Source organism: Salinisphaera sp. S4-8 (assembly GCF_040361235.1).
Classification (GTDB): domain Bacteria; phylum Pseudomonadota; class Gammaproteobacteria; order Nevskiales; family Salinisphaeraceae; genus Salinisphaera.
The window spans coordinates 171,602-185,477 of sequence record NZ_APNF01000001.1 but is presented as its reverse complement, the minus strand read 5'-3'; the positions used below and the strand labels follow the sequence as shown (position 1 = coordinate 185,477).

Here is a 13,876-nt window from a genome sequence, read left to right as displayed (position 1 = left end):
ATTGGCATGGCCACATCAACCATTACGCAGATCACGCTGGACGCGTTTCGAGACGATATCCAGTCCCGCGCCATGCCGGGCTGCGGCGCGGTCGCGGCCAACGCCGCGGCCAACGGTCTGGCCCTGGTGCTCAAGGGGCTGCGGCTGACGCAATCCAACGATGACGACGCCCGGGCTCGGCGGTTGATCGCGCAGGCGGAGCGCCTGATGGAACAGCTCGGCGACTATGCCGACGAAGATATCGCCGCCTTCAAGGCTTATCTGGCAGCCAAGAAACACGCCGACGAAAACGATTCAGAACAGGCGCTGGAGCGCGCCGTCGAACGCATCAATCAGGTGCCGCTGGATACGGCCCGCTGCTGTCTCGAGGCCCTCGAATACACCGAACAGGCCATAGGCGATATCAAGGCTGCCCTGCAAAGCGATGCCCGGGCCGGCGCACAGCTCATCCATGCCGGCCTGTCGATGGTGTTGATCAACGTGGATACCAACATCGACGGGCTCGAAGACGAAGCCGAGCGGCGCCAGCTGGCCGGCCAGCGCGCCGCGCTACAGGCCGAGGCCGACCGGCTGCTCGAGCGTCTGCTTCGCGCTCGCTCGTAATCGCGCACGCCTTAACAATCCGGCACCGCAGCGTCATTTCTGATGTACAAAGTCCGGCACCAGGTCCGCGACGCCGATTTCAGTTACTTCGATCTCGCGCTTTGATGCCTTATTTGCGCTTCTTGGCGTTCATTTGCGGACAGCATGCTTGTATGAACGCGGCCGACCTCATACACAATTAACGCTATTCCTTGGCGAGTCAAGAACGCTCCCGCGAACGGTCGATACGCGCGCGTTTGGCCGCGTATTCGGCCAGGGCACCCCAGTCCTTGTCGCCGTCGCCGTTGGCAATGATCTCGTTGAGGCTGTCTCGCACCACGCCGCCCAGCGGCAGCGGTACCTGACGGTCGTTGGCGGCCGACAACGCCAGGCCGACATCCTTGTTGCCAAGGGTGGCCGGCATGTTCGCGGGCCGGTATTGGGAGTCGCGAATCAGGCCGGCATAGCTTTGATAGCCCAGACAGGCGAACAGTGTGTTGGTGACGATATCCAGGAATTTACCCGTCTCGATGCCGTAGACCTCGCCCAGCGCACAGGCTTCGCCCATGGACTCGATCGCCACCGCCAGCATGAAGTTGACCTGGATCTTCACCACATTGGCCATTTCGGCCGAATCGCCTACCGGCCAGACCTTCTGGCCGATTTTTTCCAGCAGCGGGGTGGCGGTGTCGATCGCCTGTTGATCGCCAGCCGCCAGAATATTGAGCTTCGCCGCAGCGGCCACATCGGCCCGACCCATCACCGGTGCGGCGACATAGGCCACCCCGTGTTCGGCGTGCAGGGCCGCCATGCGCTTGGCAAACGGTACGGAAACCGTCGCCATGTTGACGTGGATCGCGCCGTGCTTCATCGCCGCGAGCGCGCCGGATTCGACCATCACCTGTTCGCAGATCGCATCGTCGGCGAGCATGGAGAACACGACGTCGGCATCGGCCACCGCGGCCGCAGGTGAATCGGCGGCCTGTGCGCCGGCCTCGCGCAGCGAATCCACCGCCGCCTGCGAACGGTTCCAGACGGTCAGGTCCGCGCCGCTGGCCAGGAGGTTGCGGGCCATGGGCGCGCCCATGGTGCCGAGCCCCAGAAAAGCTGTTTTCATGAATCGCTCCGAGTCAGGACGAGAAAGGCGTCATACGCTATCACGTGCATGATGCACGGAGTATCGCGATGGGCTTTGCTAGGTTTTGGCCGCCGGTCCACTTCGACTGGCAATCGCCACACCGGCCACAGCCACGCCCATGCCGACGATCTGAAGCGTATTCAGTGTTTCGTCGAACAACAGATAGGCGAGGATCGCGACCACCGGCGGCACCAGATAGAACAGTGAGGCCACGCTGGCCACCGAGCCGCGGCGGATGAGAAACAGCAGCAGCGAAATCGCGCCTACCGACAGCCCCAGCGACGACCACAGCAAGCCGGTCCAGGCCTGCCAGGTCATCTCGAAACGCCCGCTTTCGAGCCAGAGCACGACCGGCGCGGTGACGATGGTCGCGCCGATGAACTGTACGGCGGCGTTGGTGCGGATATCGGCTGCCGAGCCGGTGCGTTTTTGCCAGATGGTGCCTAGCGTAATCCCGAACATGGCGGCGAACACGGCCAGTAGCGGGGCGGCGCTGATATCGGCCATATCCACGGCCAGACGCGGTTCCAGCACGAGTAGTGCGCCGCCAAAACCCAGGGCGATGCCGAGCCATTTGCGTATGCCCACCGTTTCGCCCAGCAGCGGGAAGGCCAGCACCGCAGTGAGCAGCGGTTGCAGGCCCACCACGAGCGCAGCGATGCCGGCGGGGAGTCCGTCATTGACTGCCCAGAACACCCCGCCCAGATAAATACCCTGTAACAGCACGCCAGCGACCAGTGCGTTCGTCCAGGCGCGCAGACCGCGCGGCCAGGGCGCGCCCACCGCGATCGCGATTACCGCAAAGGCGGCAATCGTGAGCAGATAGCGATAACACAAAAAGGTCAGTGGATCGGTATAGGGCGCGACCAGCCGCGCGGCGATGAAGCCGGTCGACCAGATCAGTACGAACAGCAGCGGCAGGGCACGGGCGAGCATTACGGCGCTCCGGTCGATTCAGGGCGACGGCGATATGGCGCGCGATGTGCCGTCATCAGTCGAGATCGGCACTGGTGGCCCAGTTGGGCATGAGGTCGTTGCTGGGCTGTTCCTTGTCGAGCAGCTTGTGCGCGGTTTCCACCCCGGCAATTGGCAGGCCGGTGGGGTCGAGCTTGCCGATCTGGACCAGCAGCGAGGCCTGATCCCAGTAGATATGCTCGTTGTAGAGCTTGTTGCCACGAAAGGTCACGATCGCCACGAAAGGAATCTCGACGTATTTGCCGGTGGGCTCGATACCCGGCAGCAGCCAGTCGATTTCGCAGTCGTGGGTAAAGCACAGCACGAATTCGTCGACCATGCGGTCCACGCCGACCGTGCGCGAAATCGGCTTCATCTGAAGATCGGCCGGGTTCTTCGGGATGAAGTGGTGCTTGTAGAAGCGTTTGAGATAGTCGTGGCCGGTGCCGCCGGTCATGGTCGGCACATGATTCACATAGGGCTCGGCGACCATGGTCTTCATGGTTTCGTCGACGTCGCGGGCCGCGAATTCCAGCTCGAAGTGATGATCGGCCAGGGCAGCCAGGTCGTAGCGCGGGCCGAGGGCGGCGCGCAGCACACCCAGCGTGCGCGTATGCGCCAGTCGGGCCGCGCCCGGGTTGTAGTGGTCGTTGCCCCAGCGGTTGAAGGCATGATCGGCGTTGTCGTAGACGAACACCTGCACGTCCGGGTTGCCGGCAAAGACGCTGCGGATCTTGTCGATCGTCTCGGGCGGCGAGAACTTGTCCAGGCCGCCGAAGTGCAGGGCCATCGGGCAGTCGATAGCCTCGGCCAAATCCAGCGACTCGTCGATGCCTACCCCGTAGTAGCCGACCGCGCAGTCCACGTCGCAATGGGCAGCCGCCAGATAGGCGAGCTTGCCGCCCAGGCAGAAACCGACGACGCCCACATCGCCACGACCGGGTTCGGCGACGACTTCATCCAGCGCCCGAGCGGCGGCCACGGTGGCGGAGATATCGGCCATGGTGCGTTCGATATCCAGATTCTGGAAATAGCCGAATGCCTGTTCGAAGTCCTCGGGGGCGTAGCCGAGTTCGATATTCGGTTCGAACTGATGAAACAGGTCCGGCGCGATGGCGACATAGCCTTCCTCGGCATAGAAATCGCACACCTCGCGAATATGGCGATTCACGCCGAATATCTCCTGCAGCACGATCACGGCCGGGCCGTGGCCGGCTTCGGGAAGGGCGCGGTAGGCGTCGAAACGGCTGCCGTCCGGGGCATCGATCTGAATAGTGTCGGCACTCATAAATACTGTCTGGCTCATGCAACGGGTGCGCATTATCGAACAGCGGCGGATCGAGGCCAAACGTGGCGCCGGCATGCGAAGTATCAAATGATCGTAAAATAGTATAAAGTGATCATATGATTAATCGGAGTCGGTCATGACATCTGCTGCTGTCCAACAGGCCGCCCCGGGCGATATTCACGACGCCGAGCTGCGGCGGCGGGTCAGCCCCGGGGCGTTGCGCACCTGGTTTGCGATCGCCACGCAATGGGGGCTGACCGATATTCAGGCGGCACGCCTGCTGGGCACGCCGGTGAGTACCTACCGGCGCTGGAAGCGCGCCCCGAATATCACCCTCGACGTCGGCCAGATGGAGCGTTTGTCGCTATTACTGGGTATCTACAAGAGCCTGGAAATGCTGCTGCCGCGTGCCGACGCGGCTGATGGCTGGATCAAGCAGCCCAACCGCAACCCGTTGTTCGGCGGCAAGACCCCGCTGGAGCGCATGCTGGCCGGACATATCGAAGATCTGGCCGTGGTACGGCGTCATCTCGATGCCGAGCGGGGCGGTTGGGCATGAGTGGGCTGGCCCTCGACGATTTCGCGCGCCGGCCTGTGCGCTGGCAGCCCAGCTATCGGCTCGTGCCCTCGCGTTTTCCGCCCCGCGGATTGTTCGATCGTGTAGCCGACGCGGCCGATCTGGAGGCTACTTTCGCGGTCGAGTCGCTCACCAACGACCGTCTGCGCGACGAAGTCGGCGAGCTGTCGCGGGTGCCGGTCGACGAGCGTATGACCGGCCCGGGCGCGACGCCGGTGATGGCGGCGTTCACCCACGTCAATCCGGCTGGTTCGCGTTTTTCCGACGGCAGTTTCGGCGTGTTCTATGCCGCGAAGAGCGAAGCCACCGCGGTGCGCGAGACGGTGTTTCATCGCGAGCGGTTTCTTGCCGATAGCCAGCAGCCGCCGATGACCATCGAAATGCGGGTCTATCGGGTCGATCTCGACGGCGATCTGCGCGACCTGCGCGGCGATCGACCTGCCGCCCTGCCGCTGCTCGATGGCGACAGCTATGCCCAGTCGCAGCGCTACGGCGTGCAGGTGTATATGGCCGGCGAGCCGGGCATCGTCTATCCCAGCGTGCGCGATCCCGGCGGCGAATGTGTGGCCGTCATGCGTACGCCGGTACTCGCCCCCGCGGTTCAGGGCCGGCATTTCGGCTATATCTGGGACGGCGTACGTATCACCGATGTGGTCACCCTCGGCGAAAGCGGGATCACACCCCACGGTTGAGCTGCGCGCGGCCTTAGCGCCGCCCGCGTTTTTTCGAGCCATGACAGTCGTTTGGCACCGTGCTGCGACAATTTGCCTCATGGGCAATTGCCCGAGCCGCCCCTAAGCTTGCCGTCGCTTGCTCAGGGGAATGATTCATGCGGATTCGTATTGCCGCGGCGTGGCCGCGTGTGGGTTTTCTTGTGGCTTTGTCTTTCAGTGCAGCGCCGAGTCTGGCCCAGCCCGATAATGTGGCAGGCGAGACGCTCGCGCCGTTGACCATCGAAGACAGTGCCCTGGTGCCAGCCATTGCCGGCGAAACCGAAGTCAGCAATCGCCTGAATCTCAGCGCCGAGGAATCCCCGGCCACGGTCGATACGCTCACAAGCGACACCATGCAGCGCCGCGGACTGGCCACGTTTACCGAAGCCGCGCGCACCTTGCCGGGCGTGACCGGCGGCAATATCCCGGGTTCGCCCGCATCGTTGTCGATGCGCGGTTTGCCGCGCGGCAATGTGAACTACCTGTTCGATGGCATGCGCGCGGCCGATTCGGAACTGGTGGTGCGCGATTTCGATACCTTCAACTTCGAGCGTATCGAGATTCTCAAGGGCCCCGCCTCGGTTTTGCACGGCGACGGCGGACTGGCCGGCACCGTAAATCTGGTCACCAAGAAACCCTCGCTCGAGGCCAACAGCGCCGAAGCGCTGGCGAGTGTCGGCAGTTTCGATACGCTGCGTGCCGGCATCGGCGGCAATCGCGTGCTCTCGGATCGGGTCGCGGTGCGCGCGGATCTGTCGCATCGCCGCTCGGACGGTTTCATCGACGACAACGATTCGCGCACCACCCAGCTCACCACCGGCGTTCTCTTCGAAGCCACGGATCGTCTGTCGCTGTCGGCGTCCTATGATTATTTTCGCGACCACTATGAGGCGTCGTACTACGGCGCGCCGCTGGTGGGCCGTGCAGTGGCCCGCGATCCCGCCGATATCGTCAGCGCGCCGGGCGATCTCGTGCTCGACAAAGCCGAGCGCGATACCAACTACAACCCGCGCAATTCGGTGATGGAATCGGACAGCCACTGGCTGCGCACACGCGCGGCCTACACGCTTAATGATCGGTGGGAATTCATCAACGAACTGGCCTATTACACGGCCGATCGCAACTGGGTGGAAACCGACAGCTATACCTTCAATCCGGCGACCGGGCTGCTGGATCGCTCGACCGGACGGATCGCCCACGATCAGGATTTCGTCAGCGAACGCGCCTATACCCACTTCGACGGCGAACTGGCCGGCCATCGCAATCGCTTCGCCGTCGGTGGCGAATACAAACACAGCAATTTCACCACCCCGCGGCGTTTCGGCAGCGCGACGTCGGTGACTGTCGCCGACCCAGATCGTGGCCATGTGCCGGGCGATAGCGCGGCCAACTTCGCCACCCGCGTGAACTACGACAGTCAGGTCGATACGGTCGGCGTATTCGCCGAGAACGCGCTCAACCCCACCGACGAATTCATCTTCGTGGCCGGCGTGCGCTACGAACATATCGATCTGGATCGGCGTATCGACGACCTGGCCGCCGATACGCGCACGACCTTCGGCCGTTCGTTCGATCCGGTGTCCTGGCGTGTGGGGGCGGTATATGAACTCAGCGACCGCGATCAGCTCTATGCCCAGTTCAACCATGCGGTCGCGCCCGTTGGCAGCCTGCTGCTGTCGAACACCGCGCGCGCGGAGTTCGATCTGTCGGAGGGCGATGCCATCGAAATCGGTCTGCGTAATCGCTTCTGGGACGACCGCGCCACGCTGACCACATCGCTCTACCAGATCAAGCAGAACGATATCCTCACCCAGGACCCCAACAACCCGCAGCAGACGGTGCAGGGTGGCAGCCTGCAATCGCGCGGCGTGGAACTGGATCTGGGGCTGGCCCTGACCGAGCGCTGGCAGGTGGATGCCAATCTCGCCGTGCTGGATGCCGAATACGCCCGGCTTTTCGATGGCAGCGGACGCAATCTGTCCGGCAACACGCCAGTGAACGTACCGGAGCGTGTGGCCAATCTGTCCAGCTATTACACACTCGCGCAACTGCCATTCACCGTGGGCGCGGATGTGCAGCACGCAGGCGATTTCCATACCGATACGGCCAATACCATTCGGGTCGACGGGCATACGATATTCGGCGCCTGGGTGAGCATGCCGCTCGATACCGTCGGCGCAGACGGCACGCTGACCCTGCGCGGGCGCAATCTCACCGATGAATTCTATGGCGAGTGGTCGGGTTACAGTGCGAGCCAGATCTATATCGGTGCGCCGCGTAGTGTGGAGCTGGCCTGGACGGGCACCTTTTGAACGCGGTGCGACGCGACGGCGCTGACGCCACGCCGTCGAAAGTACGCCCGGCCGAGCGCTGGTATGCCACGGTCTGGCGCTGGCATTTCTATGCTGGCTTGGTGGTGGCGCCGTTTCTGTTGATTCTGGCGGTGACGGGCGCGATCTATCTGTTCAATACCGAGCTCAACGACCTGATCTATCCGGATCTGATGTTCGTCGGCAGCAGCGCCCCGGCGATGCCCGCCAGCCACTGGGTCGCCAGCGCCGAACAGGCCTTTCCGGGCGCCTCCGTCACGCGAATCAATATGCCGACCGCTGTCGGGCGTAGTGCGATGCTGTTCGTGACCCCGGCGCAGGGCGCGCCGCGGCGCGTATTCGTGGATCCGGCCACGGCCGCGGTGCTGGGTTCGTTCGTCTATGAACGCACGCTCGTGGGCATTGCCGATACCGTGCATGGGTCGCTCATGCTCGGCTGGATGGGGGATGCGCTCGTCGAACTGGCGGCCTGTTGGGCGGCGATTCTGATCGTGACCGGTCTGTATTTGTGGTGGCCACGACGCCGCGGCCGGGCGGGCGTGTGGTATCCACGTCTGGCGGCGCGCGGCCGGCGCTTCTGGCGCGATCTGCATGCGATTACGGGAATCTATGCGGCGGCGCTGATTCTGTTTCTGATCTTCACTGGCTTGCCTTGGGCCGGTATCTGGGGCGGTCAGCTGTTCACGCCCGCCGTCGAAGCCCTGGGCCTGGGGTATGCCGGCGCCCGCACGCCGCCGACGTCGGCGGCCGAGGCGCCGCGAACCACCCCGGCCGAACGCGGCCGCGGCACGCCCTGGGCGCTGGAAAACATGGCTGCGCCCAAGTCATCGCCAAAGTCATCCGGCGGGCATGACCACCACGGCGGTGCCATGCCACGCGATGAACACCCGCTGCCCGCGCCCGATATTGGCGTCGATCGCGTTCGTCGGATCCTTGCCGAACAGGGCCTGGCCGAGGACTACTGGCTCATGCTGCCCGCCGGTGCCACCGGCGTGTACAAGGCGCAGACGTATCCCGATCGCCCACAGGGGCAGCGCACGTTATTCATCGACCGCTACAGGGGGGCGGTGCTGGGCGATATCACGTTTAGCGATTACGGCGTGGCGGGCAAGGCCATCGAACTGGGCGTTGCCCTGCATATGGGCAATTACTTCGGACTGGCCAACCAGCTCGTCATGCTCGCCACCTGCCTGGCGATCGTCATCCTCGTGAGTACCGGTTTCGTGATGTGGTGGCGTCGTCGCCCGGCCGGCGGCCTGGGTGCGCCGCCGCGGCGCGCACCGATCCGGTTGCGTTATCTGGGCGTGATCATGATCGCCATGGCCGTGCTGTTCCCGCTCGCCGGGGCCAGCCTGATTGCGGTTCTGATCGGGGACCGCTTGTTTCAGATGCTGCGGCGCGGCGCGCCCGTGCCGAGCTAGTACCGCACCGGCTTCTTGTCGAGCTTGCGCTGCAGGGTCCGCCGATGCAGACCCAGCGCACGGGCGGCTTCCGAGATATTGCCCTCGTGCTCGGCGAGTACGCGCTGGATATGTTCCCACTCGAGACGCTTGAGTGACATGCGCTCGCCGGGGTCGTGCTCGGGGCGGTCGTCGGCCTCGCCGGCCAATGCGGCGAGCACGGCCGGCGCATCCACCGGTTTGGCCAGATAGCCGGCCGCGCCGCGCTGCATGGCGGTCACCGTGGTGGCGATACTGGCATAGCCGGTCAGCACGATGATTTTCAAATCGCCCACGCGTTCGCGCAGTGGCTCGATCAGCGCCAGTCCGGAGGTATCGCTGCCCAGGTTCAGATCGAGCAGGGCATGGCTGGGTTGCCATTGCGTGGCCCGGGCCAGCGCGCTGTCGCCGTCATGGGCAATCGCGGTTTCGATTGCGCGGCGGCCAAGGGCGCGTGCCAGTGTGGCGGCGAATACATGATCGTCGTCGACGATGAGTACGCGCATGGGCGTTGTGTCGGTGTTCGATTTCATATCGACGCAAGTGGCAGGAGAAGTCGGGTACGCGTGCCGCCTTCGGGCCGGCGCCTGAGGCTGATTTCGCCGCCCAGACGTTCGAGGCTGACATGCGACACGATCAACCCCAGGCCACGGCCATCGTGTTTGCTGGAAAAACGCAGCCGGCCGGCGCGGGCGGTATCCGTATCGGCAATACCGGTGCCCTGATCGTCGATAACCACCTCCAGCCGATCGGCATCGCGTCCGGCCGCGATGTCGACCCGATCGCTGGCGTTGGCCTGCGATGCGTCGGCGGCGTTGTTAAGCAGATTGGTCAGCGCCTGGCCGAAGGCGGGCTCGTCGGCGAGCCTGGCCGAGTCGAGGTCGGGGCTGATCGATAGCGGCGCTTGCATATCCGGGCGCATGAGTCGCCAGCGTGCAACGATATTTTCCAGCGCGCCGGTGACGGCGACGGGCCGGGATGCGTCTTCGGCGGGCTCGGCCACGCCCAGCAGCTGGCCGATTTGATGACGACACAGCGCCAGTTGCTGGTCGAGCGTCGCCAGATCGGCTTGCAGTGATGTATCCGCAGCCTGGGTGTCGCGCAGTTCGGACACGATCACGGCCATGGTCGACAGCGGCGTGCCCAGTTCATGCGCCGCGCCTGCGGCGAGCGCGCCGATGGCCGTGATCTGTTCGTTGCGCAGCATCTGTTCGCGTGCGTCGGCCAGGGCGCGATCCCGCTGGCGTACGGCCGTGGCCATACGGCCGATGAAGATTACCAGCAATGCCGCGCTGACGACGAAGCTCGCCCACATACCCAGCACATGCAGGGCGAAATCGCCGTGATGGGCCATCGGCTGGGCGTAGAAAAAACGCAGCAGTAATACGGTATAGGCACTGGCCGCGAGGACCGCGACCAGCCAGGCACGCCGGCGCGGCAGGGTGGTCGCCGCGATCGCGATCGGCAACAGATAGAGGGAAACGAAGGCGCTGGCCGAGCCGCCGGTACAGACAAGCCAGGCAGTGAGTGCGGCCACGTCGAATAGCAGATGGGCCAGCAGTTCGGCTTCGGTGGCCGGGCGCGTGCGGCGCAGGCTCCAGCCAATAAGCAGATTAACCCCGGCGACGACCGCGGTGACGGCGATCAGCGCACGGCTATCGAGGCTGATTGTTGCCAGCGCGGGCGCGGCGGCCACGGCCAGCAGTACGCAGGCGATCGCGGCCCAGCGCAGCCAGTACAGCCAGGTGAGCAGACGCAGGGGCGTGAGTTTGAACACAGTCTGCATGGGCAGTGTTGCCCTGTGCCGGGCGCTGCGGCGAGCGGGCCTCGGGCATGGATTCGGGCGCCAGCCCGCCATGATAGCGGCTGGCCCGACGTATCGGTATGTCTGCGACAATCGGTCGCAGCCGGGATCATGTGTCGGGCCAGCCTGCCGCGTTAATAAGAACGCCCGGCGCGTTCGGCCAGAGTAATGCCGCCGAGTACCAGGCTCAGTGCCACCACATGGAACAGGTGCAGGCTTTCGCCGAGCAGAACCACCGATAGCAACGTCCCGAAAATGGGCACCAGATTCAGAAAGACGCCGGCGCGGTTGCCGCCGATGAGCTCGTTGCCGCGAATGAAGGCGGTCTGGGCGATCAGGCCCGGCACCAGGGCGGCGAATGCGACCACCGCCAAACCGACTGCATCCGGCCAGATGATCGTGCCGCGGGCGTATTCCCAGCCCGCGAAGGGCAACGAACCGAGCCAGGCGGTGGCCGAAATCACGGCGATGAAGCTCAGCCAGTGCATGGGCGGTTTGATGCGCAGGGCGGCGGTATAGCCGCCATAGCAGGTGATCGCGACCAGCATGAGCGCATCGCCGCGATTGAGATCCAGCGCCAGTAAACGCGACAACTGGCCGCCCGATACGATCAGCGCCACCCCGGCCACGGTAATCACGAAACCCAGCAACTGTCGGGCGGTAATGGTTTCGCGCAGCACCAGAAAATTGAGCGCGAAGATCACGCCCGGCATGCCGGCCTGTTCGATGACCACGTTGATCGCGCTCGTATGATTGAGTGCGCTGTAGAGGGCGGCGTTGAAACCGGTAAAACCGATCGCGCCGTAGGCGAAAAGCAGCGGCATATGGCGGCGAATCACCGGCCAGTCGTGTTTGAGATGCGGCCAGGCGAACGGCAGGGCAGCCAGACCGGCCAGCCCCCAACGCAAATGGGTGAGTAGCAACGGGCTGATATGGCCGACCGCGAATTTTCCGGCCACCGCGTTCAGCCCCCAGGCCAGCGTGGTGGCAACGAGCAGCGGATACGCCAGTGCGGCCTTCGATGCGAACGATCGCATTACGCCGTATGCGTGCGATTTTCGGGTGTGACCTGTTCGGCGAGAAAGCCGCCGGATTGCATCTGCCACAGACGCGCATACAGCCCGCCCGCGGCCAGCAGCTCGGCATGCGTGCCGGCCTCCACGATCGCGCCCTCGTCGAGCACGATCAGCCGGTCGAGTTCGGCGATGGTGGACAAACGATGCGCGATCGCGATGACGGTCTTGTTTTCCATCAGGCGATGCAGGTTGCCGGTAATGGCCGCCTCGACTTCGGAATCCAGCGCCGAGGTGGCCTCGTCGAGCAACAGAATTGGCGCGTTCTTGAGCATTACGCGGGCCAGGGCGATGCGTTGACGCTGGCCGCCGGAGAGCTTCACGCCGCGTTCGCCCACCATTGCTTCCAAGCCGCGCCGGCCCTGGGCATCCACCAGATCGTCGATGAAATCGCGTGCCTGGGCGGCAATCAGCGCGGCCTCGACTTGCGTATCGCTGGCCTCGGGCCGGCCATAACGCACGTTGTCGCCCACCGAACGGTGCAGCAGGGCCGTGTCCTGGGTGACCATGCCGATATTCGCGCGCAGCGAAGCCTGGGTCACGTCGGCGATGTTCTGGCCGTCAATGGTGATGCGGCCGGATTCCACGTCGTGAAAGCGCAGCAGCAATGACAACAGCGTGGACTTGCCGGCGCCGGAACGCCCGACCAGACCGATCTTTTCGCCAGGCGCGACGGCAAGCGAAAAATGCTCGATCACCCCAGAACCACGGCCGTAGTGAAAGCCGATATCGTTGAACGCGATCGCACCGTCGCGCACCAGCAGCGGTTTGGCCTCGGGCGCATCCACCAGGGCCCGGCTTTTCGAGAATGTCGCCATGCCGTCGCGCAGGGTGCCGATATTCTCGAACAGCTGCGACACCTCCCACATGATCCACTGCGCCATACCGTTGATACGCAGCACCAGACCCAGCGCGGCCGCCACCGCGCCAGCGCTGATCGCCGCCGATTGCCACAGCCCGATACCGAGGGCGGCCACCGCAATCAACAGCAGCGAGTTGAGCAGATACAGGCTGGCATAGAAGCCGTTGATCTTGCGCATCTGCGCATAGACCGTGCTCAGAAACGTCTGCATGCTCTGGCGGGCATAGTCGCCTTCGCGCTCGGTATGGGCGAACAGCTTGACCGTGGCGATATTGGTATAGGCATCGACCACGCGCCCGGTCATTGCCGCGCGCGCATCGGCCTGGCGCTCGGCCACCCGGCCCAGGCGGGGCACGAAATAGCGCAGCAGGGCGATATAACCCGCCAGCCAGAACACGAACGGTATCGCCAGGCGCCAGTCCGCACCGGCGACCAGCACCACGATGCCGGTGAAATACACCGCCACGTAGAGCATCACGTCCAGGAACTTCATCACCGTTTCGCGCACGGCGAGTGCGGTCTGCATGAGCTTGGTAGCGATGCGCCCGGCGAACTCGTCCTGAAAGAAGGTCAGCGACTGGCCGAGCAGCCAGCGGTGGACCGTCCAACGAAAACGCATCGGAAAATTGCCGGATAACGCCTGAAACGTTACCAGCCCTTCCACGAACACCAGCAGCGGCAGAACCACGAGTATGACCAGCGCCATGCCGGTCAGCGCCAGGGCGTTGTCGGCCACGAATGTCTCGCGCGGCGAGTTGGCAAACCAGTCGACGATATGCCCGAGAAAGGCGAACAGCGAGACTTCGATCACCGAAATGGCCGTGGTCAGCACGGCCATGGCCACCAGCAACGGCCACACCGGCTTCGCATAGAAGACGATATAGCGCAGCAGACTGTCGCGCGGTGGCGTGCGCGCCTCGTCGGGAAAGGGTACGACCAGGCGTTCGAACAGACCAAACATGGGCGAACGGGCGACATGGCGCCGGATTACGAAAGGCGCGCCAGTCTAGCGTATGCCTGCCCGGCGGGCAGCCCGGGTCCGTTGCGGCGGCAGTCCTGTTGTGGAAAGCGGTGCGACCGAGCGCGCGCCAAGGGCGTGCGCTCGGTCGTGCGGCC

At 64.3% G+C, this 13,876-nt stretch carries 12 protein-coding genes; 5 read left to right on the top strand and 7 right to left on the bottom strand.

Annotated features, from left to right (window positions below):
- The first annotated feature begins 6 nt into the window (after positions 1 to 6).
- The gene (locus tag S4A8_RS00875) at positions 7 to 603 is read left to right on the top strand and encodes a cyclodeaminase/cyclohydrolase family protein (protein WP_353218658.1); all 597 of its coding nucleotides are present in this window, start codon (positions 7 to 9) and stop codon (positions 601 to 603) included.
- A gap of 199 nt (positions 604 to 802) precedes the next feature.
- On the opposite strand, the gene S4A8_RS00870 is transcribed toward S4A8_RS00875, so the two are convergent.
- From S4A8_RS00870 to S4A8_RS00860, 3 genes are all read right to left on the bottom strand, one after another.
- Complete coding sequence (locus S4A8_RS00870) at positions 803 to 1,699, bottom strand: NAD(P)-dependent oxidoreductase (protein WP_353218657.1); 897 nt, start codon at positions 1,697 to 1,699, stop codon at positions 803 to 805.
- 78 nt (positions 1,700 to 1,777) lie between these two features.
- Positions 1,778 to 2,656, bottom strand: coding sequence for a DMT family transporter (locus tag S4A8_RS00865; protein ID WP_353177046.1), 879 nt, complete (start codon positions 2,654 to 2,656; stop codon positions 1,778 to 1,780).
- 55 nt (positions 2,657 to 2,711) lie between these two features.
- On the bottom strand, positions 2,712 to 3,962 hold the full coding sequence (locus S4A8_RS00860) for a dienelactone hydrolase family protein (protein WP_353218656.1): 1,251 nt from the start codon (positions 3,960 to 3,962) through the stop codon (positions 2,712 to 2,714).
- Positions 3,963 to 4,098: 136 nt separating this feature from the next.
- On the opposite strand from S4A8_RS00860, the gene S4A8_RS00855 reads away from it, so the two are divergent.
- The 4 genes from S4A8_RS00855 to S4A8_RS00840 all read left to right on the top strand — a co-directional run bounded on the left by S4A8_RS00855 (position 4,099) and on the right by S4A8_RS00840 (position 9,003).
- Positions 4,099 to 4,521: an antitoxin Xre/MbcA/ParS toxin-binding domain-containing protein gene (locus tag S4A8_RS00855; protein WP_353218655.1), complete on the top strand. Its 423-nt coding sequence runs from the start codon at positions 4,099 to 4,101 to the stop codon at positions 4,519 to 4,521.
- Positions 4,518 to 5,231, top strand: coding sequence for an RES family NAD+ phosphorylase (locus tag S4A8_RS00850; protein WP_353218654.1), 714 nt, complete (start codon positions 4,518 to 4,520; stop codon positions 5,229 to 5,231). The genes S4A8_RS00855 and S4A8_RS00850 overlap by 4 nt, the downstream gene beginning before the upstream one ends.
- A 137-nt stretch (positions 5,232 to 5,368) precedes the next feature.
- The gene (locus S4A8_RS00845; RefSeq protein WP_353218653.1) at positions 5,369 to 7,564 is read left to right on the top strand and encodes a TonB-dependent receptor; all 2,196 of its coding nucleotides are present in this window, start codon (positions 5,369 to 5,371) and stop codon (positions 7,562 to 7,564) included.
- A 5-nt stretch (positions 7,565 to 7,569) separates the two neighbouring features.
- On the top strand, positions 7,570 to 9,003 hold the full coding sequence (locus tag S4A8_RS00840) for a PepSY-associated TM helix domain-containing protein (protein WP_353218926.1): 1,434 nt from the start codon (positions 7,570 to 7,572) through the stop codon (positions 9,001 to 9,003).
- Here S4A8_RS00840 and S4A8_RS00835 read toward each other — a convergent pair.
- The 4 genes from S4A8_RS00835 to S4A8_RS00820 all read right to left on the bottom strand — a co-directional run bounded on the left by S4A8_RS00835 (position 9,000) and on the right by S4A8_RS00820 (position 13,721).
- On the bottom strand, positions 9,000 to 9,554 hold the full coding sequence (locus tag S4A8_RS00835; RefSeq protein WP_353177057.1) for a response regulator transcription factor: 555 nt from the start codon (positions 9,552 to 9,554) through the stop codon (positions 9,000 to 9,002). The genes S4A8_RS00840 and S4A8_RS00835 overlap by 4 nt on opposite strands.
- On the bottom strand, positions 9,551 to 10,807 hold the full coding sequence (locus S4A8_RS00830) for an ATP-binding protein (protein WP_353177058.1): 1,257 nt from the start codon (positions 10,805 to 10,807) through the stop codon (positions 9,551 to 9,553). The genes S4A8_RS00835 and S4A8_RS00830 overlap by 4 nt, the downstream gene beginning before the upstream one ends.
- Before the next feature lie 152 nt (positions 10,808 to 10,959).
- The gene (locus S4A8_RS00825) at positions 10,960 to 11,862 is read right to left on the bottom strand and encodes a DMT family transporter (protein ID WP_353218652.1); all 903 of its coding nucleotides are present in this window, start codon (positions 11,860 to 11,862) and stop codon (positions 10,960 to 10,962) included.
- Positions 11,862 to 13,721: an ABC transporter ATP-binding protein gene (locus S4A8_RS00820; RefSeq protein ID WP_353218651.1), complete on the bottom strand. Its 1,860-nt coding sequence runs from the start codon at positions 13,719 to 13,721 to the stop codon at positions 11,862 to 11,864. The genes S4A8_RS00825 and S4A8_RS00820 overlap by 1 nt, the downstream gene beginning before the upstream one ends.
- Positions 13,722 to 13,876 lie beyond the last annotated feature (155 nt).

What these genes read in the sequence shown, in the direction of transcription:
- S4A8_RS00870 (WP_353218657.1), bottom strand. Translation starts at nt 1,699, where the DNA reads ATGAAAACAGCTTTTCTGGGGCTCGGCACCATGGGCGCGCCCATGGCC.
- S4A8_RS00855 (WP_353218655.1), top strand. Translation starts at nt 4,099, where the DNA reads ATGACATCTGCTGCTGTCCAACAGGCCGCCCCGGGCGATATTCACGAC.
- S4A8_RS00835 (WP_353177057.1), bottom strand. Translation starts at nt 9,554, where the DNA reads ATGAAATCGAACACCGACACAACGCCCATGCGCGTACTCATCGTCGAC.
- S4A8_RS00850 (WP_353218654.1), top strand. Translation starts at nt 4,518, where the DNA reads ATGAGTGGGCTGGCCCTCGACGATTTCGCGCGCCGGCCTGTGCGCTGG.
- S4A8_RS00825 (WP_353218652.1), bottom strand. Translation starts at nt 11,862, where the DNA reads ATGCGATCGTTCGCATCGAAGGCCGCACTGGCGTATCCGCTGCTCGTT.
- S4A8_RS00845 (WP_353218653.1), top strand. Translation starts at nt 5,369, where the DNA reads ATGCGGATTCGTATTGCCGCGGCGTGGCCGCGTGTGGGTTTTCTTGTG.
- S4A8_RS00820 (WP_353218651.1), bottom strand. Translation starts at nt 13,721, where the DNA reads ATGTTTGGTCTGTTCGAACGCCTGGTCGTACCCTTTCCCGACGAGGCG.
- S4A8_RS00830 (WP_353177058.1), bottom strand. Translation starts at nt 10,807, where the DNA reads ATGCAGACTGTGTTCAAACTCACGCCCCTGCGTCTGCTCACCTGGCTG.
- S4A8_RS00865 (WP_353177046.1), bottom strand. Translation starts at nt 2,656, where the DNA reads ATGCTCGCCCGTGCCCTGCCGCTGCTGTTCGTACTGATCTGGTCGACC.
- S4A8_RS00875 (WP_353218658.1), top strand. Translation starts at nt 7, where the DNA reads ATGGCCACATCAACCATTACGCAGATCACGCTGGACGCGTTTCGAGAC.
- S4A8_RS00860 (WP_353218656.1), bottom strand. Translation starts at nt 3,962, where the DNA reads ATGAGTGCCGACACTATTCAGATCGATGCCCCGGACGGCAGCCGTTTC.